This is a genomic window from Streptomyces sp. NPDC037288 (genome assembly GCF_055603265.1).
In genome coordinates, this window is record NZ_JBVJVY010000001.1 from 150037 (window position 1) to 171794 (window position 21758).

The 21758-nt window shown below is 70.2% G+C and carries 18 protein-coding genes and 1 pseudogene; 11 read left to right on the forward strand and 8 right to left on the reverse strand.

The window, feature by feature from the left end:
• Positions 1 to 11: 11 nt before the first annotated feature.
• Positions 12 to 431 (forward strand): organic hydroperoxide resistance protein, encoded by a 420-nt coding sequence (locus ACZ7GZ_RS00785; protein WP_471019451.1) that lies wholly within the window; start codon positions 12 to 14, stop codon positions 429 to 431.
• 175 nt (positions 432 to 606) lie between these two features.
• Here the strand turns inward: ACZ7GZ_RS00785 and ACZ7GZ_RS00790 are convergent, their stop codons facing one another.
• Positions 607 to 1761: a serine hydrolase domain-containing protein gene (locus tag ACZ7GZ_RS00790; RefSeq protein WP_471019453.1), complete on the reverse strand. Its 1155-nt coding sequence runs from the start codon at positions 1759 to 1761 to the stop codon at positions 607 to 609.
• Between the two features lie 187 nt (positions 1762 to 1948).
• The gene (locus tag ACZ7GZ_RS00795) at positions 1949 to 2974 is read right to left on the reverse strand and encodes an SCO2400 family protein (RefSeq protein ID WP_471019455.1); all 1026 of its coding nucleotides are present in this window, start codon (positions 2972 to 2974) and stop codon (positions 1949 to 1951) included.
• A gap of 200 nt (positions 2975 to 3174) precedes the next feature.
• Between ACZ7GZ_RS00795 and ACZ7GZ_RS00800 the strand changes: the two genes are divergently transcribed.
• The 8 genes from ACZ7GZ_RS00800 (at position 3175) to ACZ7GZ_RS00835 (ending at position 13357) form a co-directional block, all read left to right on the forward strand.
• Positions 3175 to 4332 (forward strand): mandelate racemase/muconate lactonizing enzyme family protein, encoded by a 1158-nt coding sequence (locus ACZ7GZ_RS00800; protein ID WP_471019457.1) that lies wholly within the window; start codon positions 3175 to 3177, stop codon positions 4330 to 4332.
• A complete protein-coding gene (locus tag ACZ7GZ_RS00805) occupies positions 4329 to 5342 on the forward strand; it encodes a zinc-dependent alcohol dehydrogenase (protein ID WP_471019460.1) in 1014 nt (337 codons plus the stop codon). Before ACZ7GZ_RS00800 ends, ACZ7GZ_RS00805 begins: the two co-directional genes overlap by 4 nt.
• 152 nt (positions 5343 to 5494) lie before the next feature.
• On the forward strand, positions 5495 to 6463 hold the full coding sequence (locus ACZ7GZ_RS00810) for a hypothetical protein (RefSeq protein ID WP_471019461.1): 969 nt from the start codon (positions 5495 to 5497) through the stop codon (positions 6461 to 6463).
• A gap of 37 nt (positions 6464 to 6500) precedes the next feature.
• On the forward strand, positions 6501 to 7610 hold the full coding sequence (gene chvE, locus ACZ7GZ_RS00815) for a multiple monosaccharide ABC transporter substrate-binding protein (protein WP_471019462.1): 1110 nt from the start codon (positions 6501 to 6503) through the stop codon (positions 7608 to 7610).
• Positions 7611 to 7646: 36 nt separating this feature from the next.
• On the forward strand, positions 7647 to 9197 hold the full coding sequence (mmsA, locus tag ACZ7GZ_RS00820) for a multiple monosaccharide ABC transporter ATP-binding protein (protein ID WP_471019464.1): 1551 nt from the start codon (positions 7647 to 7649) through the stop codon (positions 9195 to 9197).
• On the forward strand, positions 9194 to 10438 hold the full coding sequence (mmsB, locus tag ACZ7GZ_RS00825; RefSeq protein ID WP_471019467.1) for a multiple monosaccharide ABC transporter permease: 1245 nt from the start codon (positions 9194 to 9196) through the stop codon (positions 10436 to 10438). Before mmsA ends, mmsB begins: the two co-directional genes overlap by 4 nt.
• A gap of 55 nt (positions 10439 to 10493) precedes the next feature.
• Positions 10494 to 11648, forward strand: a complete 1155-nt coding sequence (locus tag ACZ7GZ_RS00830) for an aldose epimerase family protein (RefSeq protein WP_471019468.1) — start codon at positions 10494 to 10496, stop codon at positions 11646 to 11648.
• Between the two features lie 80 nt (positions 11649 to 11728).
• Positions 11729 to 13357 (forward strand): pyridoxal phosphate-dependent aminotransferase, encoded by a 1629-nt coding sequence (locus tag ACZ7GZ_RS00835; RefSeq protein ID WP_471019470.1) that lies wholly within the window; start codon positions 11729 to 11731, stop codon positions 13355 to 13357.
• An 88-nt stretch (positions 13358 to 13445) separates the two neighbouring features.
• Here ACZ7GZ_RS00835 and ACZ7GZ_RS00840 read toward each other — a convergent pair whose 3' ends face one another.
• Positions 13446 to 14111 (reverse strand): DUF4097 family beta strand repeat-containing protein, encoded by a 666-nt coding sequence (locus ACZ7GZ_RS00840; protein ID WP_471019473.1) that lies wholly within the window; start codon positions 14109 to 14111, stop codon positions 13446 to 13448.
• A 236-nt stretch (positions 14112 to 14347) separates the two neighbouring features.
• On the opposite strand from ACZ7GZ_RS00840, the gene ACZ7GZ_RS00845 reads away from it, so the two are divergent.
• Positions 14348 to 15097 carry a GbsR/MarR family transcriptional regulator gene (locus ACZ7GZ_RS00845; protein ID WP_471019475.1) on the forward strand — a complete coding sequence of 250 codons (750 nt, stop codon included), beginning with the start codon at positions 14348 to 14350 and terminating at the stop codon, positions 15095 to 15097.
• On the opposite strand, the pseudogene ACZ7GZ_RS00850 reads toward ACZ7GZ_RS00845, so the two are convergent.
• The 5 genes and pseudogenes from ACZ7GZ_RS00850 to ACZ7GZ_RS00870 form a co-directional block, all read right to left on the reverse strand.
• Positions 15096 to 15328 (reverse strand): annotated as a pseudogene (locus ACZ7GZ_RS00850) (ATP-binding protein); the annotation flags it as partial. The gene ACZ7GZ_RS00845 and the pseudogene ACZ7GZ_RS00850 sit on opposite strands and share 2 nt — an antisense overlap.
• Before the next feature lie 61 nt (positions 15329 to 15389).
• A complete protein-coding gene (locus tag ACZ7GZ_RS00855) occupies positions 15390 to 15572 on the reverse strand; it encodes a hypothetical protein (RefSeq protein WP_471019477.1) in 183 nt (60 codons plus the stop codon).
• 114 nt (positions 15573 to 15686) lie between these two features.
• Positions 15687 to 17120 carry a family 2B encapsulin nanocompartment shell protein gene (locus ACZ7GZ_RS00860; RefSeq protein WP_471019479.1) on the reverse strand — a complete coding sequence of 478 codons (1434 nt, stop codon included), beginning with the start codon at positions 17118 to 17120 and terminating at the stop codon, positions 15687 to 15689.
• A gap of 271 nt (positions 17121 to 17391) precedes the next feature.
• Complete coding sequence (locus ACZ7GZ_RS00865) at positions 17392 to 18045, reverse strand: DUF4360 domain-containing protein (RefSeq protein ID WP_471019482.1); 654 nt, start codon at positions 18043 to 18045, stop codon at positions 17392 to 17394.
• Between the two features lie 150 nt (positions 18046 to 18195).
• Positions 18196 to 18654: an RrF2 family transcriptional regulator gene (locus ACZ7GZ_RS00870; protein ID WP_471019483.1), complete on the reverse strand. Its 459-nt coding sequence runs from the start codon at positions 18652 to 18654 to the stop codon at positions 18196 to 18198.
• 75 nt (positions 18655 to 18729) lie between these two features.
• On the opposite strand from ACZ7GZ_RS00870, the gene ACZ7GZ_RS00875 reads away from it, so the two are divergent.
• Positions 18730 to 21681, forward strand: coding sequence for a glycoside hydrolase family 35 protein (locus ACZ7GZ_RS00875; RefSeq protein ID WP_471019486.1), 2952 nt, complete (start codon positions 18730 to 18732; stop codon positions 21679 to 21681).
• Positions 21682 to 21758: the final 77 nt, after the last annotated feature.

The following is a 21758-nucleotide window of genomic DNA, read 5'->3' on the forward strand; positions in this document are numbered from 1 at the left end:
AAGACAACCGCATGCCCATCACGCAGTCCGACGTCCTGTACACCGCCGTCGCCACCGCCGAGAACGGCCGTGACGGCCGGGTCGCCACGGATGACGGCCGACTCGACGTCGTCGTCAACCCGCCGAAGGAGATGGGCGGCAGCGGATCCGGGACCAACCCGGAGCAGCTGTTCGCCGCCGGTTACAGCGCGTGCTTCCAGGGGGCGCTGGGAGTCGTCGCCCGGCAGGAGGGGGCCGACGTCTCCGGGTCGACCGTCACCGCCAAGGTCGGGATCGGCAAGAACGACGACGGGTTCGGGATCATCGTGGAGATCTCGGCGAGCATTCCGAACGTCTCCGCCGAGGTGGCGCGGGACCTGGTCGAGAAGGCGCACCAGGTGTGCCCCTACTCGAAGGCGACGCGGGGGAACATCACCGTGACGCTGGTCTGACGATCGTCGTTGCGTACTGCGGAGACCGCACCCTTGGACGTGGGGTGCGGTCTCTTCTTCGGCGGGGAGCGTCTGCCGGGTGCGGTGCGTTTCCGGCTGCCGGTCCGTTGTGGCTGGTCGCACAGTTCCCCGCGCCCTCAGGGTCGGACCGCTGCCCCTTTTCGAGTAGCGACCGTCAGACGCTCTTCAACGCCGCCCGGTGTACCGCGCGTACCAACCCGTCGTTCTCCGGTGCCGCTCCGCCCGGAAACGCCATCCGTCGGCGGGTGTAGCCGTAGGCGATTCCGCCGCGCGGGTCGGCGAAGGCCTGACTGCCGCCTGCGCCGCTGTGGCCGAAGGCGCCGGAGCCCAGGACGGGGTGCCATGTGTCGGCGGTCGCCTGGAAGCCGAGGCCGTACGACTTGTGGGCGCGGGCCACCAGGTCGTAGCCGACGGAGTGGATCTGGCCCACCTCGGCGACCGTGTCGGGCTTGAGCAGCGGTGGCCGGTCGTCCAGTTCGCTGATCGCCGCCGCGTACATCTTCGCGAGCCCCCGCGCGGAGGCGACGCCGCCCGCCGACGCCGGCCCCTTGGCCCGTACGAGGCGGGAGTTGGCGTAGTCCGCCAGGGTGCCCGGCTCCGGGACGTGAGCGTTGAAGGCGATCGAGGTCAGGGTGTGCGGGCCGGTCGGCTGGGCGTCCAGCAGGACCTGCTGTTCGGGGGTCGGCAGCATCGGCTGGACCGAGCGGAAGCGGGGCTCCTCGGACTCGGGCAGGCCCAGGAAGAAGTCCGTGCCGTACGGGGCGCGCACCCGCTCCTCGTACACCTCCTGGAGGGTGCGGCCCGTGGCCCGGCGGACCACCTCTCCGGTGAGCGCGCCGATCACCAGCGCGTGGTAGCCGAAGGCCGTCCCCGGGCGCCAGAACGGCTTCTGGTCGGCGAGCCGTTCGGCCATCGCCCGGTCGTCGGCCAGCTCCCCGGCGGAGAACCCGGCGTCGATGCCGACCAGGCCGGCCCGGTGCGCCAGCACGTCCCGGAGGGTCACCGCACCCTTGCCCTCGGCGCCGAACTCCGGCCAGTAGTAGGTCACTTTGCGGTCCAGCTCCAGCGTGCCGTCCTGCACCAGCAGCGCGACCACCAGGTGCGCCGCGCCCTTGGTGGAGGAGAACACGCCGTACAGCGAGTTCGCCTCCGCGCCCGCCCACAGGTCGACGACCCGCCGCCCGTGCACATACGCGCACAACTGGCCCTCGTAGTCGCCCCGTTCGCCCGCGACGAAGGCGGCGAACTCCTCACGCACCGTCTCGAAACCCTCGGCGACCGTGCCCTGGACGGTGATCTGCTGCGTCATCGCTCTCCTCGACTGAGCCGCTGCTCGCTGCTCCCTCTCCGCACAACGCCCGTTCGCGCTCGGGACGTTCCCCAGACCGGTACGGCGCGATGTACCTGTTCGACTCAACCGTCGTGAGCGGCTGGGGATGTCACCGATGCCCCGGATGGCGGATGGCGCGGGGTGGTGCGCACTCGCGCGCTCGGGATCAGGTGCACCACCACAGGAAACGGGTGCAGGTCTTGGTGGGCGCGGGCGTCGGGGACGGGGCGGACGTCGTCGGGGGCCTGGACGGAGCGGGGGCCGGTCCGGTCGCGGCCGGGGGCGCCGGGGCCTTGTGCGTCGCGCCGGAGCCCGTCGCGGCGGTCGGCCGCACCGTGCCGGTGTTCTTGGCGTCGGGCGACGTGGAGTCCTTGCCCTTCGGGGACTTGGCGGCGGACGCGGAGGCCGAGGCGTCCGGTGAGGCGGAGCCGGCCGCGCCGGGCCGCGCGCCGGAGGTGCGGGCGGCCGGGTCGGCGGTGGCGCCGGGCGAGGCGGAGGACGTGCCGCCGTCGGCCGCGGTGTCCGAGGCCGGGCCCGGCCGCCCGCTGGAGAAGGGCGAGAAGGGAGCGTCCGTGCCGAGTTCGGCGAGGCTGAGGCCGCCCGCGGCCAGCACGAAGCCCGCGGTGACCAGCAGGGCGCGGCGGCGGCGTCGGCGGTGTGCCGCGGCCTTGCGGTCACGGCGGCTGGCGTCGGCGTCGGCGGGGCTCACGGTGGCGCCGCCCCGGGCCTTGCGCCGGGCGGCCCGGCCACCGGGCTCGGAGTCGTCCTGAGGATCGGCCGCGCGGTCCGAGTCGTCGTGCGGCTCCGGCTCCTCCGTGTCCGCCGGCTCGTACTGCCGGGGATCGCCGTACCCGTGAGCGTCGTACCCCTGGGCGTCATAGTCCTGAGACTCGTACCCCTGGGCCTCGTAGCCCTGAGACTCGTACTCCTGGGCCTCGTACTCCTGGGCCTCGTAGCCCTGAGGGTCGTACTCCAGAGGGGCGTGCCTCTGGGAAGGGATGCGTGCGTCGTGTCCCTCGGGGGAGGGGTACGCGCCCTGGGCGGGGACGTGACCGCCGTACCCCGGTGCCTCACCCGTGCCCGCGTGGGCGTACGCGACCGTCGCTTCCGCGGCGGGGCGTGCCGGTGCTCCGCACCCGGGGCAGGCCAGGGCGCCGTTGAGGTGCCGTTGGCACGGGTGACAGTAGTCCATGACGCCGGAAGACTAGATTCCTCATGGGTCACGTTCCTAGGCACCTCTGTGAATGTTTCGTAGAAAGCGAAATAATTCTCGAAAGGCTTGCCGAAACCGTTACCCGGTCGCCCCATTGACACCCCGACCGCCCCGTCCTTACTGTCACGCCAGCATTTCGAACGTGTGACGAAATCTCGAACAGCTGAGGGGCAACTGACGTGCGCATCACCGGAATCAGCACGCACGTGGTCGGCACGCCGTGGCGCAACCTGACCTACGTCCGGGTGCACACCGACGAGGGGATCACGGGAGTCGGCGAGACCCGGATGCTCGGTCACACCGACGCGCTGATCGGCTACTTGCGGGAGGCCGAGGCCAATCACGTTCTCGGCTCGGATCCGTTCGCGGTCGAGGACCTCGTCCGCCGGATGAAGTACAGCGACTACGGCCGTGCGGGTGAGATCGTCATGTCCGGCATCGCGGTCGTCGAGATGGCCTGCTGGGACATCAAGGGCAAGGCGCTGGGCGTGCCGGTGTGGCAGCTGCTCGGCGGCAAGGTGACCGACAGGGTCAAGGCGTACGCCAACGGGTGGTACACGACCGAGCGAACGCCGGAGGCGTATCACAAGGCCGCCCAGGGGGTGATGGAGCGCGGGTACAGGGCGCTGAAGATCGATCCGTTCGGCACCGGGCACTTCGAGCTGGACCACGAGCAGACCCTGTACGCCGTCTCGCTCATCGAGGCCGTACGGGACGCCATCGGCCCGGACGCCGAACTGATGCTGGAGATGCACGGCCGCTTCTCCCCCGCGACCGCCGTCCGGCTGGCCAAGGAGATGGCCCCCTTCGAGCCGGCCTGGCTGGAGGAGCCGGTCCCGCCGGAGAACCTGAAGGCGCTGGAGAAGGTCGCGGCCAAGGTGGACATCCCGGTCGCCACCGGGGAGCGGATCCACGACCGGATCGAGTTCCGCGAGCTGTTCGACAGCCAGGCTGCGGACATCCTCCAGCCCGACGTCGGCCACATCGGCGGCATCTGGGAGACCCGCAAGCTCGCGGCGACCGCCGAGACGCACTACATGCTGGTCGCCCCGCACAACGTGGGTGGGTCCGTCCTCACCGCCGCGAGCCTCCAAGTCGGCTTCACCTCGCCGAACTTCAAGGTCCTTGAGCACTTCAACGACTTCGCGGACGCGGAGATCAAGAAGGTGGTCAAAGGGGCGCCGCAGGTCGTGGACGGGTACTTCCACCTGTCAAACGCGCCGGGCCTCGGCGTCGAGCTGGACGTCGACGCCGCCGCCGAGTTCCCGCAGCAGCAGGCCCGGTTCGACCTGTGGGCCGAGGGCTGGGAGCAGCGCAAGCCGAAGGGTACGAAGTGAGTTCACGGGATTCCCAGGTCGTCGTCGAGGCGCCGGGCGCCCACCGGGTCGAGGGCCACACTCCTCGTGACCCCGGTCCCGGTGAGGCGCTCGTGGCCGTGCACGCGGTGGGCATCTGCGGCAGTGACCGCGAGGTGTACCAGGGCAACCGGCCCGAGGGGTACGTGCGGTATCCGCTCACCCCCGGGCACGAGTGGTCGGGGACGGTCTCGAAGGTGGGGCCGGGCGTCCCCGCGTCCCTCGTCGGCCGCAAGGTCGTCGGGGAGGGCTTCCGCAACTGCCAGGTGTGCGACCGCTGTCACGCGGGCGAGACCACGCTGTGCACGGCCGGGTACGAGGAGACCGGGTTCACCCAGCCGGGTGCCATGGCCGGCACGCTCACCCTGCCGGCCCGGCTGCTGCACGCCCTGCCGGACCACGCCGACCTCACCGCCGCCGCCCTGCTGGAGCCGGCCGCCTGCATCGCGGCCGCCGCGCTCAGGGCGGGCGCCCGGCCGGGCGAGCGCGTCGCGGTGGTCGGCACGGGCACGCTCGGAATGTTCGCCGTGCAGTTCCTGAAGGCGGTCTCCCCGGCCGAGCTGCTGGTGGTGGGCACACGCGACGACCGGGAGGCACTGTCCCGGCGGTTCGGGGCCACCGACTTCCGGCTGAAGGACCAGGAGCTGCCCGACGACGTCGACGTGGTGATCGAGACCGCCGGGTCCGCGTCCGCCGCGCGGACCGCCGCCTCGCTGCTCCGGCGCGGTGGACGGCTGGTGCTGACCGGGATCCCGGCGCCGGGCGCGGACGGGCTCGACCCGACCGACCTGGTCGTACGGCAGCTGGAGGTGCTCAGCGTCTTCGGGGCGCCGCCGGACGCCTGGGCGCACGCCGTGCGGGTGTTCGGCGCCGGGCTGCTGGACCCGCTGCCGCTGGTCACGCACGAGCTGCCGCTGACCGACTTCCCGCAGGCGATCGAGCTGGTCGGGGCCGGTGATCCGAAGGTGGGCAAGGTCCTGCTCCGCCCCTAGAGACGTACGCCGGCCAGGGCGTGACCTGACGGCGCCCCGACCGGCGTACCACCTCGTTTTTTCGCGGAGCCGCCCGGGCCGCTCCCCGCCCACACCTGCGAACCTCGTCCGAGATTTCGAACATGCAGGACACTGGACCCTAAGGACAGCTTGTGACCGACGCTTCCGCTCCGGCAGCCCGCAGGCCCGGCGAGCAGGTGCTCGCCACCCTCGGCCTGGACGCGCCCGCCCTCGACCCCGCCGACGCCTCCGCCCACAGCTTCCCGGGCGGCGGTCGCTGGCGCACCGAGGTCCCCTCGTGCGAGGGTCCCGAAGCGCTGGCGGTCGTCCTCAAGGAGGCCTCGCGCCTCGACGTGCCGATCCACCGGATCAGCCAGGGCAGCGGCGTGTGGATGCTCACCGACGCCGAGATCACCGAGATGGTCGAGGCCACCGCCGCACGCGACATCGAACTCTGCCTGTTCACCGGCCCGCGCGGCACGTGGGACATCGGCGGCTCCGTACGGTCCGACTCGCGGGGGGCCGGACCGCGCGCACGGGGCCACGACGCCGTCGCCGGATGCGTCGAAGACGCCGTACGGGCGGCGGAGTTGGGCGTCAAGTGTCTGCTGGTCGCCGACGAGGGCGTGCTGTGGACCCTGCACCGGGCCCGGGAGAACGGCATCATCCCGGCCGACACCACGCTGAAGGTCTCGGCGCTCATCGGCCCCGTCAACCCGGCCTCGTACGCCGTCTACGAGCGGCTCGGCGCCGACTCCGTCAACGTGCCCAGCGATCTGACGCTGGACCACCTCACCGAGATCCGCCGGGTGTCCGGCGCCCCGATGGACATGTACATCGAGGCCCCCGACGACCTGGGCGGCTATGTGCGGATGTACGAGGTCGCCGAGCTGATCCGGCGCGGCGCCCCGCTCTACCTGAAGTTCGGCCTGTCCAGGGCGCCCGGCATCTACCCGTGGGGCACCCATCTGCGGGACGTGACCCTGGACACCGCCCGGGAGCGGGTGCGGCGCGGCCGGCTCGCCCTGGACCTGCTCGCCCGGCACGGCGCGGACGGCGGCATGGCGCCGCTCGGCTCCCGGCTGCCCGGCCCGCTCAACCGCTTCGCCATCACCGCGTGACCCCTCTCAACGACGAGAAGAACAAGGACGGACCACCATGCGCAACCGCAGAGCCGCACTCGCCGCGACAGCCGCAGCCGCCTCGCTCGCCCTCACCCTGACCGCCTGCGGCCAGAGCGGCGAGGGCGGCAGCAAGGAGAGGACGGGCGACGTCAAGGGCGCCACCATCGGCATCGCCATGCCCACCAAGTCCTCCGAGCGCTGGATCTCCGACGGCAAGAACGTCGTCAAGGACCTGGAGGCCAAGGGCTACAAGGCCAAGCTCGTCTACGGCGAGGACGACCCGGAAACCCAGGTCTCGCAGATCGAGAACCTCATCACGCAGGGCGTGAAGGGCCTGATCGTCGCGGCGATCGACAACAAGTCGCTGAAGAACGTGCTCCAGGAGGCCGCGGACGCGCACATCCCGGTCATCTCCTACGACCGGCTGATCCTCGGCACCAAGAACGTCGACTACTACGCCTCGTTCGACAACGAGAAGGTCGGCAGGCTGCAGGGCCGGTACATCGTGGACCAGCTCGGGCTGGGCAAGGGCAGGAAGGGCCCGTTCAACATCGAGCTGTTCGCCGGCTCCAACGACGACAACAACACCAGGTACTTCTTCGGTGGCGCGATGAGCGTGCTGCAGCCGTACATCGACAGGAAGCAGCTGGTGGTCAGGTCCGGGCAGACCAAGCTCACCCAGGTCACCACCCTGCGCTGGGACGGCGCCACCGCGCAGAAGCGCATGGAGGACATCCTCACCGGCTCCTACAGGAGCGACCGGGTCGACGCGGTGCTCTCGCCCTACGACGGCATCTCCATCGGAGTCCTGTCCGCCCTGAAGTCGGACGGCTACGGCTCGGGCAGCAAGCCGCTGCCGGTCATCACCGGCCAGGACGCCGAGATCGCCTCGGTGAAGTCGATCATCGCCGGTGAGCAGAGGCAGACCGTCTACAAGGACCTGCGCAAACTCGCCGAGGTCGCCGCGACGATGGTCGACGACTCCCTGAAGGGCAAGAAACCGCAGGTCAACGACACCAGGACCTACGACAACGGGACCAAGGTCGTCCCGGCCTACCTGCTCCAGCCGGTCAGCGTCGACAAGTCCAACTACAGGCAGGTCCTGGTCGACGGCGGCTACTACACCGAGTCCGAGCTGAAGTAACCCGCCCTGACTCCCTACGGATTGGAAGGCACGACCATGGCGGGACCCGTCCTGGAAATGCGCTCGATCGTCAAGACCTTTCCCGGTGTCAAGGCGCTGTCGGACGTCACCCTGACCGTCCGGCGGGGCGAGGTCCACGCCGTCTGCGGGGAGAACGGCGCCGGCAAGTCCACCCTCATGAGGGTGCTCTCCGGCGTCCACCCGCACGGCAGTTACGAGGGCGACATCCTCTTCGAGGGGGAGGTCTGCGCCTTCAAGGACATCCGGGCGAGCGAGCAGCGCGGCATCGTCATCATCCACCAGGAACTGGCGCTGGTGCCGCAACTGTCCCTCGCGGAGAACCTCTTCCTCGGCAACGAACACGCCCGCGGCGGCCTGATCAACTGGCGCGAGACCCTGCGCCACGCCACCGAGCTGCTGCGCCGGGTCGGTCTGCACGAGCACCCGGAGACCCGCGTCGCCGACATCGGCGTCGGCAAGCAGCAGCTGGTGGAGATCGCCAAGGCGCTGTCGAAGAAGGTGAAGCTGCTGATCCTCGACGAGCCGACGGCGGCCCTGAACGACGAGGACAGCGGCAAACTCCTCGATCTCATCCTGGAGCTGAAGAACCAGGGCATCACCTCGATCATCATCTCCCACAAACTGGGCGAGATCCGCAGGGTCGCCGACGCGGTGACGATCATCCGGGACGGCCGGTCCATCGAGACCCTCGATGTGAAGGCGCCGGAGACCACCGAGGAGCGGATCATCGCCGGCATGGTCGGCCGCGACCTCGACCACCGCTTCCCCGAGCGCACCCCGCACCAGCCCGAGGAGGGCGCGGCACCGGCGCTGGAGATCCGCGGCTGGACCGTGTTCCACCCGGTCGACCAGCAGCGCAAGGTCGTCGACGACGTGTCGATCAGTGTGCGGCGCGGTGAGATCGTCGGCATCGCGGGCCTGATGGGCGCCGGCCGCACCGAACTGGCGATGAGCGTCTTCGGGCGGGCGTACGGCCGGTACGCGGGCGGCACGGTACTCAAGGACGGCACGGAGATCCGTACCAAGACCGTCGCGGAGGCGGTCCGGCACGGCATCGCGTACGTCACCGAGGACCGCAAGCGCTACGGCCTGAACCTCATCGACACCATCAACCGCAACATCTCGCTGACCGCGCTGGACAAGGTCGCCGAGCGGGGTGTGGTGGACGAGCACGAGGAGCGGCAGGTCGCCGAGGGCTTCCGCACGTCCATGAACATCAAGGCGCCGACCGTGTTCGAGCCGGTGGGCAAGCTGTCCGGCGGCAACCAGCAGAAGGTCGTCCTCAGCAAGTGGATCTTCGCGGGTCCGGACGTGCTGATCCTGGACGAGCCCACGCGCGGTATCGACGTGGGCGCCAAGTACGAGATCTACACGGTCATCGACCAGCTGGCCGCCCAGGGCAGGGCGGTCGTCTTCATCTCCTCCGAACTGCCCGAGCTGCTCGGCATGTGCGACCGCATCTACACCATGGCCGCCGGGCGGCTGACGGGTGAGGTCCCGCGGGCCGAGGCCACGCAGGAAGTGCTGATGCGCCATATGACGAAGGACAAAGAGGTAACGCGATGAGCACGGACGTCACCGACAGGGTCCCGGCGGCGGCACCGCCGGGCAAGGGCGGACCGGGCGACGGCGCCGGCCTGGTGCAGCTGGTGCTCGGCGGTCTGCGCCGCAACATGCGCCAGTACGGCATGCTGATCGCGCTGGGCCTGATCGTCGTCCTCTTCCAGATCTGGACCGGCGGCGATCTGCTGCTGCCGCGCAACGTCTCCAACCTGGTGCTGCAGAACAGCTACATCCTGATCCTCGCGATCGGCATGATGCTGGTGATCATCGCCGGGCACATCGACCTGTCGGTCGGCTCGCTGACGGCGTTCGTGGGCGCCTTCGCGGCCGTCCTGACCGTGCAACACGGACTCTCCTGGCCGATCGCGCTGGTGCTGTGCCTGCTGGTGGGCGCGGCGGCCGGCTCGGTCCAGGGCTTCCTGATCGCCTGTCTCGGCATACCGTCGTTCATCGTCACGCTCGCCGGCATGCTGCTCTTCCGCGGCCTGACGGAGATCCTCCTGAAGGGCCAGACCCTCGGCCCCTTCCCCGACGGCCTGCAGAAGATCGGCAACGGCTTCCTGCCCGAGGCCGGCCCGAACACCGACTACCACAACCTCACCCTGCTGCTCGGGCTCGTCCTGATCGCGGCCGTGGTCCGGCAGGAGTTCCGCGACCGCCGCCGCCAGCAGGAGTTCTCCCTGGACGTGGTCCCCACCCGCCTCTTCCTGCTCAAGCTGACGGCACTGGTGGCGGCGATCCTCGTCCTCACCCTGCTGCTCGCCAGCTACAAGGGTGCCCCGATCGTGCTGATCATCCTCGGTGTGCTGGTCGTCGGCTACGGCTACGTCATGCGCAACGCGGTCTTCGGCCGGCACATCTACGCGATCGGCGGCAACCTGCCGGCGGCCAAGCTGTCCGGTGTGAAGGACAAGAAGGTCACCTTCTACGTCTTCCTGAACATGGGCGTGCTCGCGGCCCTGGCCGGTCTGGTGGTCGCCGCCCGGCTGAACGCGGCCTCGCCGAAGGCGGGCGTCAACTTCGAGCTGGAGGCGATCGCCTCGTCGTTCATCGGCGGCGCGTCCATGAGCGGCGGTGTCGGCACCGTCCTCGGCGCCATCATCGGCGGTCTCGTCCTCGGCGTGCTGAACAACGGCATGAACCTCCTCAGCGTCGGCACCGACTGGCAGCAGGTCATCAAGGGCCTGGCCCTGCTGGTGGCGGTCGGGTTCGACGTGTGGAACAAGCGCAAGTCCGGTTCGTAAGTCAGATCGGGCCCCGCCGCCCGAGGCGGGGCCCTCCTTCGCGCAGGAGCCGCACATGGAACTGAACAGACGCACGGTCATCGCTGGAGCAGCCGCGGCGGGCATCGCCGCCACCACCCTGGGCTCGGGCACGGCCCAGGCCGCGTCCGCGGGCCGTAGGCCGGTGAAGGAACTCTTCGGCACGCTGGCCGACGGCACCAAGGTCCACCGCTGGTCGCTGGAGAACGGCGGCACCCGGCTGAAGGTCCTCTCCTACGGCGGCATCGTCCAGTCCCTGGAGATCCCCGACCGGCACGGCCGGTACTCGAACGTCTCGCTCGGCTACGACAACCTCGCCGCGTACGTCGCCGGGACCACCTTCTTCGGCGCCACCATCGGCCGCTACGGCAACCGCATCGCCAAGGGCCGGTTCACCCTGGACGGCCGGAAGTACCAGCTGTCCGTCAACGACGGCGCGAACAGCCTGCACGGCGGCAAGCAGGGCTTCAACACCAAGGTGTGGGACATCGAGCCCTTCACCTCCGGCTCCGACGTCGGCCTGCACCTGTACTACACGAGCGTCGACGGCGAGATGGGCTACCCCGGCACACTGAAGACGAAGGTCACCTTCACGCTGGACCGGCACGGCGACTGGCGGATCGACTACGCGGCGACCACCGACAAGCCGACGATCGTCAACCTCACCAACCACACGTACTACAACCTCGCGGGCGAGGGCAGCGGCAGCATCCACGACCACGAACTCTGGCTGGCCGCGAGCCGGTTCACCCCCACCGACACGGGTCTGATACCCACCGGCGAGCTGGCCGAGGTCAAGGGCGGCCCCTTCGACTTCACCCACTCCAAGCCGATCGGCCGGGACATCCGCACCGGCCACCCGCAGCTGGTCACCGCCAAGGGCTACGACCACAACTTCGTGCTCGACAAGGGGGTGACCGCGCGACCGGAACACGTGGCGACACTGCGCGACCCCGGGTCCGGCCGCACCCTGAAGATCTTCACCGACCAGCCGGGTGTGCAGTTCTACTCCGGCAACTTCCTCGACGGCACCCTCGTCGGCCCGTCCGGGCACACCTACCGGCAGGGCGACGGACTGTGCCTGGAGACCCAGCACTTCCCGGACTCGCCGAACGAGCCGTCGTTCCCCTCCACCGTGCTGCGGCCCGGCCGGGCGTACCGGACGACGACAATCCACCGGTTCAGCGCATGAGTTGAACGGCACCACCCCCGCCTCCGTACTGAAGGGCGGCCCGTGCTCCCCCGCACGGGCCACCCAGAACGGAGGATCCCTTGGCCGGCAACGTCACCTCGTTGTTCAGCGGCGGCACCGCGCACAGCCCCTCGATGGCGGCGCTGACGCGCGAGGGCGACGGGACCGGCCCGGTGGACTTCTGCATCCCGTGCAACCCGTACTTCCCGACTCCGGCCATGTACGACGAACTGTCGGCCCGGTTGCGCGAGATCATCACGTACTACCCGAGCGGCGCCGACACCATCACCGGCGAGCTGTGCTCCCTGCTCCAGCTGCCGCCGCAGTGCGTGGCCATGGGCAACGGCTCCACGGAACTGATCACCTGGATCGACCACCTGCTGGTGCGCGAGTCCCTCGCCGTCCCGGTGCCCACCTTCGGCCGCTGGACCGACCAGCCGATGGAGACCGGCAAACGGGTCGACATGTTCCCGCTCCAGGAGGCGAGCGGGTTCGCGCTGGACCTGGCGCAGTACGCCGAGTTCATCCGGGCCCGCAGGACCCGGGTGGCGGTGATCTGCAACCCCAACAACCCCGACGGCGGCTATGTGCGCAAGCAGTCGGTGGTGCAGTTCATGGACGCGATGGCGGACCTGGACCTGATCGTGGTCGACGAGTCCTTCCTGGAGTTCGCCGACGCGGAGGCCGAGCCCAGCGTCGTCCAGGAGGCCATGCTCCGCCCCAACGTGATCGTGCTGCGCAGCCTCGGCAAGAACTTCGGCCTGCACGGCATACGCTTCGGCTACCTGGTCGCCAACCCGGCGCTCGCCGGGAAGGTGCGGGGGATGCTCCCGAAGTGGAACCTCAACTCCTTCGCCGAGCACGTGGTGTTCATGCTGAAGGAGCACGGCGCCGAGTACGCGCAGAGCCTTCAGCAGGTACGCAGGGACCGCCTGGAGATGGCCAGTCACCTCTCCGCACTGCCGGGGCTGACGGTGTACCCCTCCCAAGGGAACTTCATCTTCGTACGGCTGCCCGTCGGAGCCGAGGGCACGGTGGTCCGGGACCGGATGCTCACCGAGCACCGGATCCTGGTCCGCGAGTGCGGCAACAAGATCGGTTCGTCCAGCCGCTTCCTGAGACTCGTGGTGCGCCCCCAGGTCGACGTGCGTCGCCTGGTGTCCGGCCTGGAGCAGGTGCTCTACGGGTCCAGGAGGGGAGCCGCCGTACCCGAGCTGGGCACCGGGACCAGCTACAGCTCGGGTACGGCGGCGGTGGACCGGCTGATGAGCGAGACCAACGGGCGCGGAATGCCGGCGCTGGCGCAGGCCGCCGCCGCTTCCGGCCCCGCCCCGGCCGCCGGCACCGGCATGCCGCTCCCCGCCGCCGCGCAGCCCGGCGGGATGCCGATGCCGGCGGCGCCCCAACCCATGCCGGCGGCGCCCCAGCCCCTGCCCGCAGTACCTCAGCCGGCACCGGTGCCTGCACCCCTGCCCGCGGTGCCTCAGCCGATGGCAGCTCCGGCCCAGCCCATGCCTGCGGCGCCTCAGCCGACACCGGTGCCTGCGCCGGCTGCCTCTGTCGCGCCCACGCCGCCCGGGGTGCCCGCTCGGGGTGGGCTCACCGCGGCCCAGGTGCGGGGGATGACGGCCCCCGCGACGGGCCTGACCCCCGCGCCGGCCACGGGGTGGCCCAATGCGCAGAGCTGGCCGAACGCGGCGGGGGCCTGATCGCCGTCGTCGTACGCGGCCGTGAAGGAGATGCGGTCGGCGTAGGTTCTCCGGGAAGATCCCGGAGAACGGCCTGGCTTCTGCCCGTTCAGAGGCCGCGGGCGGTGATGTCGCCGTGCGAGGTGGTGGCGCGGATCTCGAGTTCGGCGGTGCCGTCGTTCTTGAGGGCGTTGCTGACGCGGCCGTAGGAGGTGCCCGCGTCCAGGGTGGCCGAGACGCCCGCGGCGGCACCGACCGTGATGTCGCCGGACTGGGTGCTGAGCACGACCGTGCCGCGCACGGCCTCGGTGATCCGGATGTCGCCCCGAGCGGTGCTGATCTCCGCGGGGCCGCCCAGCCGGCCCACCTCGACGTCGCCGTCGACCGCGGTGAGGCGGAGGCTCGCGGCCTCGTCGACCTTGATCTGGCGGTACGCGCCTTCGAAGACGACGTCGCCGAGGCGGCCGACGCCGCGGAGCTCGCAGCTGCCGGTCCTGGCCTCGACGCGGGAGCCGGCGGGCAGCTTGACGGTGATCTCCAGGGCTCCGGAAGGGCCGAAGACCTGGCTCCTGGGCTCGGCGGTGCGGATCTCCAGGACGCCGTCGGCGTAGGCGACTTCCGTCTGCTCGGCGGACTGGACGTCGCGCCTCTTGGAGGGGGTGGCGGGCAGCACCTCGACGGTGGTGTCGGCGCGGTCGGCGGCGATGAACCGGACGCGTCCGGCGGGTATGTCCAGGACGGCGGAGATCGGGGCGGGTGTCTCGAACTTCTGCATGGTGCTCTCCTCCTGCGCTTCTCGTTTCTGACATCGGAAACGCTACGTTGCTTTCCATGAGCCCACAACAAGCTCGTTGCGAAGAATTGGCATATCTGCAGGCCACAGTCACTAAACTGTTGCAATGGACCTGGAAGGTAACGCAACGAACACGTCCGCTCGTTGCAATGAATAGGGAGTTAACGCTATAGTCGAGGGATCAGGGACCACCACGAAGGACCACCAAGGAGATCGCGATGCCGGGAGGCAGGCTCACCCAGCAGGAGCGCCAGCAGATCGCACTCGGGGTGGCCGACGGCCTCGCCTACGCGGAGATCGCCCGCCGCCTCGACCGTCCGACCTCGACGGTCACGCGCGAGGTGATGCGCAACGGCGGCCCCACCGCCTACCGCGCCGACCTGGCCCACCGCGCCACCGAACGCCGCGCCCGCCGACGCAGACCCGCCGCCGCCCAGGGGCCGGAGGCACTCCCCCAGCCCCACGGACGCGACGCCGAGGCCGTGACCGAGTTCCAGGAGAAGCTCACCACCGTCTTCATGGTCTCGGGCCTGCCCAGAATGACGGCCCGAGTGCTCGCCTGCCTCTACATGACCGACGCGGGCAGCCTCACCGCCTCCGAACTCGCCCAGCGCCTCCGGGTCAGCCCGGCATCCGTCTCCAAAGCGATCACGTTCCTCGCGAACATGGACCTCGTCCGCCGGGAGCGCGACGAACGCCGCCGCGAGCGCTACATCGTCGACGACGACCTCTGGTACCAGTCGATGATCCGCAGCGCCCGGTCCAACGACCAACTCGTCGAAACCGCACGGGAGGGCGTCACCGTCCTCGGCCCCGACACCCCCGCGGCCACCCGCCTGGAGAACGTCGCCCGCTTCCTCGACTTCGTCTCCGAAAGCCTCCTGCGCGCCGCGGAACAGGCCCGCGAGATCCTCTACACCAGAACCGAACCGACCGCAGGCGACACGGCCACGCCCCCTCGCCCCTAGCGTCCACCAGCAACAGACCGCGTCCCGCAGCCGCGAGGGGCGGGGGCTCGGGTACCTGGCCGGGGGCGGGCGGACGGCGCTCGGCCCGGGTGTCGGTCACCTCCACTCGGATACCGCCGTCCAGGAGGGACAGACGCACTTCGAAGTCCCGCCGGGCACACGGCCGTGGGTCACGGCGTTGGCGGCCAGTTCGGCGACGACCAGGGAGACGGCCTCCGCGGTCTCGGTGCCCAATGCGTCGGAGGAGAAGGCGCCATCCTCACCCTGCCCTCCACGGCGTGATCCGCCCTCGTCAGGCACGCCGGCGACTGACCGCCAGGACCTTCAGCGCCAGGACGCCGGTGTCCTCGTCGACGGCGTCCCGTTCCACGAGGAGGACCTCGCTGAAGAAGTCGGACAGCACGCGGGCGGTCACCAGTCCCGCGTAACTGCCGCCGATGACAACGGCCTTGTGCCAGGGGCACTCTGTTCTCATGTCGTCTCCCAGGTGTCAGATGCGGTCGGCCGCGATGAGGAGGTAGGGGAGGCTGCCCTCCACGTGGCAGCCGAAGCGCGCGTTGGCCGTGAAGCCGGTGCAGCGACACCGGCGTCAGCTTCCGTTCGTCCGGGCGATCTCGACGTTCTCCAGGATGCCGAGGGCGTCGGGCACCAGGACGGCCGCCGAGTAGTAGGTGCTGACCAGGTAGGAGATGATCGCCTTCTCGTCGATGCCCATGAAGCGCACGTTCAGGCCGGGCTCCACCTCGTCCGGGATCCCGGTCTGGTACAGGCCGATGACGCCCTGGTCGTCCTCGCCGGTGCGCATGGCGATGACCGACGTCGTGCCCTGCTCGGTGATCGGGATCTTGCTGCACGGCAGCAGCGGCACTCCGCGCCAGGCGGGCAGGTGGTTGCCGTTCAGTTCGACGCTGCCGAAGTAGAGGCCGCGCTTGTTGCACTGGCGGCCGAACGCGGCGATGGCCTTGGGGTGGGCGAGGAAGCAGCGGGTCTTGCGCCGCATGCTGAGCAGCTCGTCCATGTCGTCCGGGGCCGGCGGGCCCGAGTAGGTGGAGATCCGCTGGTCGAAGTCGGCGTTGTTGAGCAGCCCGAACTCCTCGTTGTTGATCAGCTCGTGCTCCTGCCGCTCGCGCAGCGCCTCGATGGTCAGCCGCAGCTGCTGCTGGGTCTGGTTCATCGGCTCGTTGTAGAGGTCGGCGACCCGGCTGTGCACCCGCAACACCGTCTGTGCCACGCTCAACTCGTATTCGCGCGGGGCGAGTTCGTAGTCGGCGAAGGTCTGTGCCAGCGTCTCCTCGCCCATGTGCCCCGAGCTGAGTTCGATCTCCGCCTCACCCGACCGGTTCAGCTTGCGCTGCCCGTGGGAGCTGATGTGCCGGACGTGCCGGCGCAGCGCCTCGTGGCGGTCGGCGACCGCCTTGTACGCCGTCATCGGCAGCGCGAGCACCGTGGTGGCGGTCAGGGCGCGGGCCGTGAACTCCCACTTCCCGGCCTGCCCGGCGAGCACCTGGCCGCCGAAGCAGTCCCCGTCGGCCATGAGTCCGAGCACGGACTCGTCGCCGTACGGGCCCTGGCCGATCTTCTCGACCTTGCCGTGCGCGATCAGGTACACCTGGTCGGCCTTGCGGCCCTCCTGGACGATGACCTGGCCGGGGGTGAACTCCTTCTGTACGAACTTGTCGGCCAGCGCTCCGAGCGCGTCGTTGTCCGAGAAGCCGCGCAGCAGCGGCAGTTCACCCAGTTCGGCGGGGACCACCTGGACCTTGGAGCCGGTCTTCACGAAGCTCACGCGGCCGTCGCCGACGGTGTAGGAGAGGCGGCGGTTGACCCGGTAGGTCGCGCCGGGCACGTTCACCCAGGGCAGGATGCGGGTCGCCCAGCGGGAGCTGATGCCCTGCATCTGGGGTTCGGACTTGGTGGTGGTGGCGAGATTGCGCGCTGCCGCGGTACTGAGGCTCTGCTGCTCGCGCTGCTGCTGCTCCGACTCCGGGTCCGCCGCCGCTGCGGTCACTGTGTCGAGGGGCATGGCTCTACCTCGTCTTCCATGGCACGGGAGAGGCGCGACGACCTGCTGTCGTCACGCTGCGTACACAGAAGTAGCAGAGCGCGCTTACATTGAGTAAGGGAATCAGATGGCGCGCGAGGCATTCGGCATGCTGGTCATGCGCCCTCGCGCGCCCCTGACACACAAAGCTCCAGGTCGAACGTTTCCGCAGGTCAACCGATGGGTGACTGCTTACCGACAGGAGCCGCCCGGAGCCGGCACACACTCAGAGTGACCGGCGTGGCGGGCACACCTAGCCCTTCGGGCACTGCTTCCACGCCAGGTGGTACACCGTGCTGATGTCCCCGTCCGTCGAGTCCATCGTCATGAAGCTGACCTTGCCGGGGGACGTGGTGCCGGCGTTGACTCTCAGCTCGGTGTTGATGTTGAAGTTGCGCAGCACCCCGCAGGGCGCCCAGACCAGTTGGGCCCAGTCCGTGCTGTCGGTGGCCTGCCAGTCGTCGTTGTAGGAGCCGCTGAACGGATGGGTCCTGGGCACGGTCTGCGAGGAGCCCTGGAAGTAGTACGAGGCCTTCTGGGTGGCGGTCGCGCCGGGCTGGAGCGAGAGGAAGCCGCGGTAGTCGGCGCTGGCCACGGCGTAGGTGAAGCCCTGCGGCACGTGGACCACCAGGTTGAGCTGGCAGTTCTTGCGGAAGGCCGTGGGGTCGGAGTTGCCGCCGGCCTGGGCCAGGTAGCTGCTGTAGGTCACCGTGAAGGCGGTGTTGTCCGGCGAGACGGCGACCGCGGCCGTGCCCGCGGGACAGCCGGAGCCGTTCACCGTCGCCACGTCGATGACGATCTTGTCCGGGGGCGGGTCGTCGAACACGCCGGAGGCGGGCGTACGGGCGGGCAGTGCGGTGGTGAGCAGCGCCGCGACGGCGCCGCTCAGGAGGAGGCCACCAGCCATGGTTTCTCCCATGTCGTGGAGTGGGGGGTCTGTGTGGAACCTGTGGAGAGCCTGAGCGCTCCGCATCGTAGGAAGCCCCGCTCACCCCCGGGAGGGCCGACTCCGGCCATTCACAACCGGCCGTTCACACCGGCCCGTTACGCCGAGCCGTCACGGGTTCTCCCATGCCCCCGGCTCCGCCGCCAGCGCCCGCACCGGCTCCGGCAGCGCGTCCGTCGCGAGGTCGGCGATGGTGACGCCCTCCAGGATGCGGCGCACATTGGCGCGGAGGGCGATCCACAGGGGCAGGAGCGGCTGTGCCGTTCCCGTGTACGCCAGGCCCGTCGGCCGCTCTCCCCGTACCGACACGATCGGGCCGTCCACCGCGCGGATGACATCAGCCACAGTGATCGCCGCCGCGTCCCGCGCCAGCCGGTAGCCGCCGCCCCCGCCACGCCGGCTGCCGACGATCCCGCCACGCCTCAGGTCGCCCAGGATCCCTTCGAGGAACTTGTGCGGGATGCCCTGCGCGGCGGCGATTTCCTCCGCCTTCACCGGGCCGTTACCCTGCCGTACGGCCAGCTCCAGTACCGCCCGTACCGCGTAATCCGCCCGTGCCGAGATCCTCATGGATCCATTGTGGGGCGTCGCCGCGTGGAGAATGGCCGCACCCGCGCCCCGTAAGATCGCCCGGGAGGATCCACCTTGGCGCTCAGCAGACGTACTTTCAGTGCCCTGGCCGGCTCGACCGCGCTGGGGCTCGCCCTGGGCGGCAGCGGCGGCCCCGGGGCGCCTTCGGCATACGCGGCGCACAGTGTGCCGACCGGCCCGGCGCCCGCCCCGCCGAGCGCCGACGGCGAGCGGCACACCATCGGCTACGACCGGTACTCCCTGCTCGTGGACGGCAGACGGCTGGTCGTGTGGTCCGGCGAGATGCATCCCTTCCGGCTGCCCAGCCCCTCCCTGTGGCGGGACGTGCTGCAGAAGATGCGGGCTCACGGGTACAACGCCGTGAGCGTCTACGTGGCCTGGAACTACCACTCCCCCGCCCCGGGGGCGTACGACTTCACCGGCGTACGGGACCTGGACCTGTTCCTGCGCATGGCCGCCGAGACGGGCCTGTACGTCATCCTGCGGCCCGGCCCGTACATCAACGCCGAGGTCGACGGCGGCGGCTTCCCCGGCTGGCTGACGGCGACCAAGGGCCGGGCCCGCACCGACGACCCCACCTACCTGGGCCACGTCGACGCGTGGCTGACCCAGGTGAACCGGATCGTCCGCAGGCACCTGTTCACCCAGGGCACCGGCACGGTCCTGCTGTACCAGATCGAGAACGAGTACGACGCCCACGTCGACGCCACCGGCCGGGCGTACATGTCCCACCTGTACAAGAAGGTGCGCGCGGACGGCATCGACGTGCCGCTGTTCCACAACGACAAGGGACGCAACGGCTACTGGGTGCCCGGGTCGTTCGACACCGGCGGTGAGAAGGGCGGCTGGCTGTACGGCTTCGACGGGTATCCGTCGCCGTCGAAGACCCCGCCGGACTGGGGGACGTTCGGGCCCGGCGGGCCGAAGGGCGGGGCCAGCGCCTCGCCGTCCACGCCCGGGTTCGTGCCCGAGTTCGGCGGCGGCTGGTTCGACCCGTGGGGCGGCGCCTGGTTCGACGGCAAGGGGTACGCCGAGTCGCGGCGCACCCGGGACGCGGCCTACGAGCGGCGCTTCTACCTGACCAACCTCGCCAACGGGCTCACCCTGCACAACGTGTACATGACCTTCGGCGGGACCTCCTGGGGCTGGCTGCCCGCGCCGGTCGTCTACACGTCGTACGACTACGGCGCCGCCATCGACGAGGGCCGCAACGTCACCGGCAAGATGGCGCCGATGCACCAGCTCGGGCACCTCCTCCAGCGTGTGCCCGACTTCGCCAAGCTGGACCGGGCGGCGGATGTGCACGCCGCGGGCCTGAAGGTCTACCACCTGACCAACCCCGACACCGGCGCGCACGTCTACGTCGCCCGCAACGACGGCACGGACGCGGTCACCACCGACCTGCCGACCGACGCCGGCCGGCTGCGGATCACCGTGCCCGGCAAGGACGCCCGGCTGTTCACGACCGGGCTGAAACTGGGCGAGCGGACGCTGAAGTACGCGACCGCCCAGCCCGTCATGTGCGTGACGGCGGGGCGGCAGGACATCGCCGTGTTCTCGGGGCCGCGCGACGAGATGGCCGAACTGGTGCTGCAGTGCCCGGTCGAGCCGAGCGTCATGCGGCTGGACCCGGAGGCCGCCTGGGTCATCGACGGCGACGAGCTGCATGTGAACGTCCCGCTCGGCGAGGGCGGACTGACCCGTGTGCTGGTGCAGAAGGGCGAGACCGAGACCCCGCTGCTGCTGCTCTTCACCGACGACGCCACCACCGTACGCCTGTTCCCGTACGACACCCCGTCCGGGACCCTGCTGGTGTACGGCCCGGCGATGCTGCGCCACGCGGAACTGCGCGGCTCCGAGGTGCATCTGACGGGTGACGTCACCGAGACGACGAGCGTGGAGGTGTGGGGGCCGCGCGGGATCGACACCCTGGTGTGGAACGGCCGCACCCTGCGCACCCGGGTCACCCTGTCCGGCAGCCTGATGACCGCCGGCCTGCTGCCCGCCGCCCCCGAGGTGAAGCTGCCCGGGCTGAGCGGGTGGCGGATGCGGAGGGAGAACCCGGAGGCCGGGCCCGGCTTCGACGACTCCGGCTGGAAGGCCGCCGACAAGAGGTCGTCGTTCAGCACCACGCCGGTCCCCGGCGGTCAGCCGGTGTTGTTCGCGGACGACTACGGCTTCCACTACGGCGACGTCTGGTACCGCGGCTCCTTCACCGACTCCACCGGCCTGGAGGAGATCTCGCTCGCCTACAGCACCGGCACCCAGGGCCTGCTGATGGCCTGGCTGGACGGCGAGCCGCTGGGCACCCACCGGATGCCGGTGCCGGACAAGGACACGACCGTACGCAAGGGCAGCTGGGCGGCGACGGCCGCCTTCCCGGTGCGCGACGCGCTGCGCTCGCCCGGCCGGCATGTGCTGTCCGTGCTCGTGCGGCGCATGCAACACGACCAGGACGGCAAGGGGCTCGACACGCACAAGGTGGCGCGGGGCCTGACGGCGGCCTCCTTCAAGGGCGCCTCGCCCGCGGTGCGCTGGCGGATCCAGGGCGAGAAGGCCCCCGACCCGGTCCGCGGCCCGATGAACAACGGCGGCCTGTACGGCGAGCGGGAGGGCTGGCACCTTCCCGGGTTCCGGGACCACGACTGGGAGAAGGCGACCTTCCCGCGCGCCGCCCGGTACCAGGGAGTGACCTGGTACCGCACCACGTTCCGGCTGTCGGTGCCGGCCGACCTCGACGCCTCGATCGGCCTGACCCTGGAGGACGACCCGTACCGGGCCTACCGGGCGCAGATCTTCCTCAACGGCTGGAACATGGGCCAGTACATCAACAACGTCGGCCCGCAGCACACCTTCGTGCTGCCGAACGGCGTCCTGCGCACCCGGGGCACCAACACCCTCGCGCTGGCGGTCCTGTCGGAGTTCACCACGCTGTCGGGGCCGGGGAAGGTGGGCCTGACGCTGCTCGGCAGGGCGAGCGGCGGAGTACCGGTCACGCCAGTCTGATCGCTGTGCGACCGTGGATTCGAAGCGCTTCCGCCGTCAGTGGGTCGGGCACAAGCTCATGGTGGTTTTCTGTTTGA

Bases quoted from the DNA above. Each gene is read 5' to 3' on its own strand.
- ACZ7GZ_RS00785 (WP_471019451.1), top strand. From the start codon at position 12: ATGCCCATCACGCAGTCCGACGTCCTGTACACCGCCGTCGCCACCGCC.
- ACZ7GZ_RS00790 (WP_471019453.1), bottom strand. From the start codon at position 1,761: ATGACGCAGCAGATCACCGTCCAGGGCACGGTCGCCGAGGGTTTCGAG.
- ACZ7GZ_RS00795 (WP_471019455.1), bottom strand. From the start codon at position 2,974: ATGGACTACTGTCACCCGTGCCAACGGCACCTCAACGGCGCCCTGGCC.
- chvE (WP_471019462.1), top strand. From the start codon at position 6,501: ATGCGCAACCGCAGAGCCGCACTCGCCGCGACAGCCGCAGCCGCCTCG.
- mmsA (WP_471019464.1), top strand. From the start codon at position 7,647: ATGGCGGGACCCGTCCTGGAAATGCGCTCGATCGTCAAGACCTTTCCC.
- mmsB (WP_471019467.1), top strand. From the start codon at position 9,194: ATGAGCACGGACGTCACCGACAGGGTCCCGGCGGCGGCACCGCCGGGC.
- ACZ7GZ_RS00830 (WP_471019468.1), top strand. From the start codon at position 10,494: ATGGAACTGAACAGACGCACGGTCATCGCTGGAGCAGCCGCGGCGGGC.
- ACZ7GZ_RS00840 (WP_471019473.1), bottom strand. From the start codon at position 14,111: ATGCAGAAGTTCGAGACACCCGCCCCGATCTCCGCCGTCCTGGACATA.
- ACZ7GZ_RS00845 (WP_471019475.1), top strand. From the start codon at position 14,348: ATGCCGGGAGGCAGGCTCACCCAGCAGGAGCGCCAGCAGATCGCACTC.
- ACZ7GZ_RS00855 (WP_471019477.1), bottom strand. From the start codon at position 15,572: ATGAGAACAGAGTGCCCCTGGCACAAGGCCGTTGTCATCGGCGGCAGT.
- ACZ7GZ_RS00860 (WP_471019479.1), bottom strand. From the start codon at position 17,120: ATGCCCCTCGACACAGTGACCGCAGCGGCGGCGGACCCGGAGTCGGAG.
- ACZ7GZ_RS00865 (WP_471019482.1), bottom strand. From the start codon at position 18,045: ATGGCTGGTGGCCTCCTCCTGAGCGGCGCCGTCGCGGCGCTGCTCACC.
- ACZ7GZ_RS00870 (WP_471019483.1), bottom strand. From the start codon at position 18,654: ATGAGGATCTCGGCACGGGCGGATTACGCGGTACGGGCGGTACTGGAG.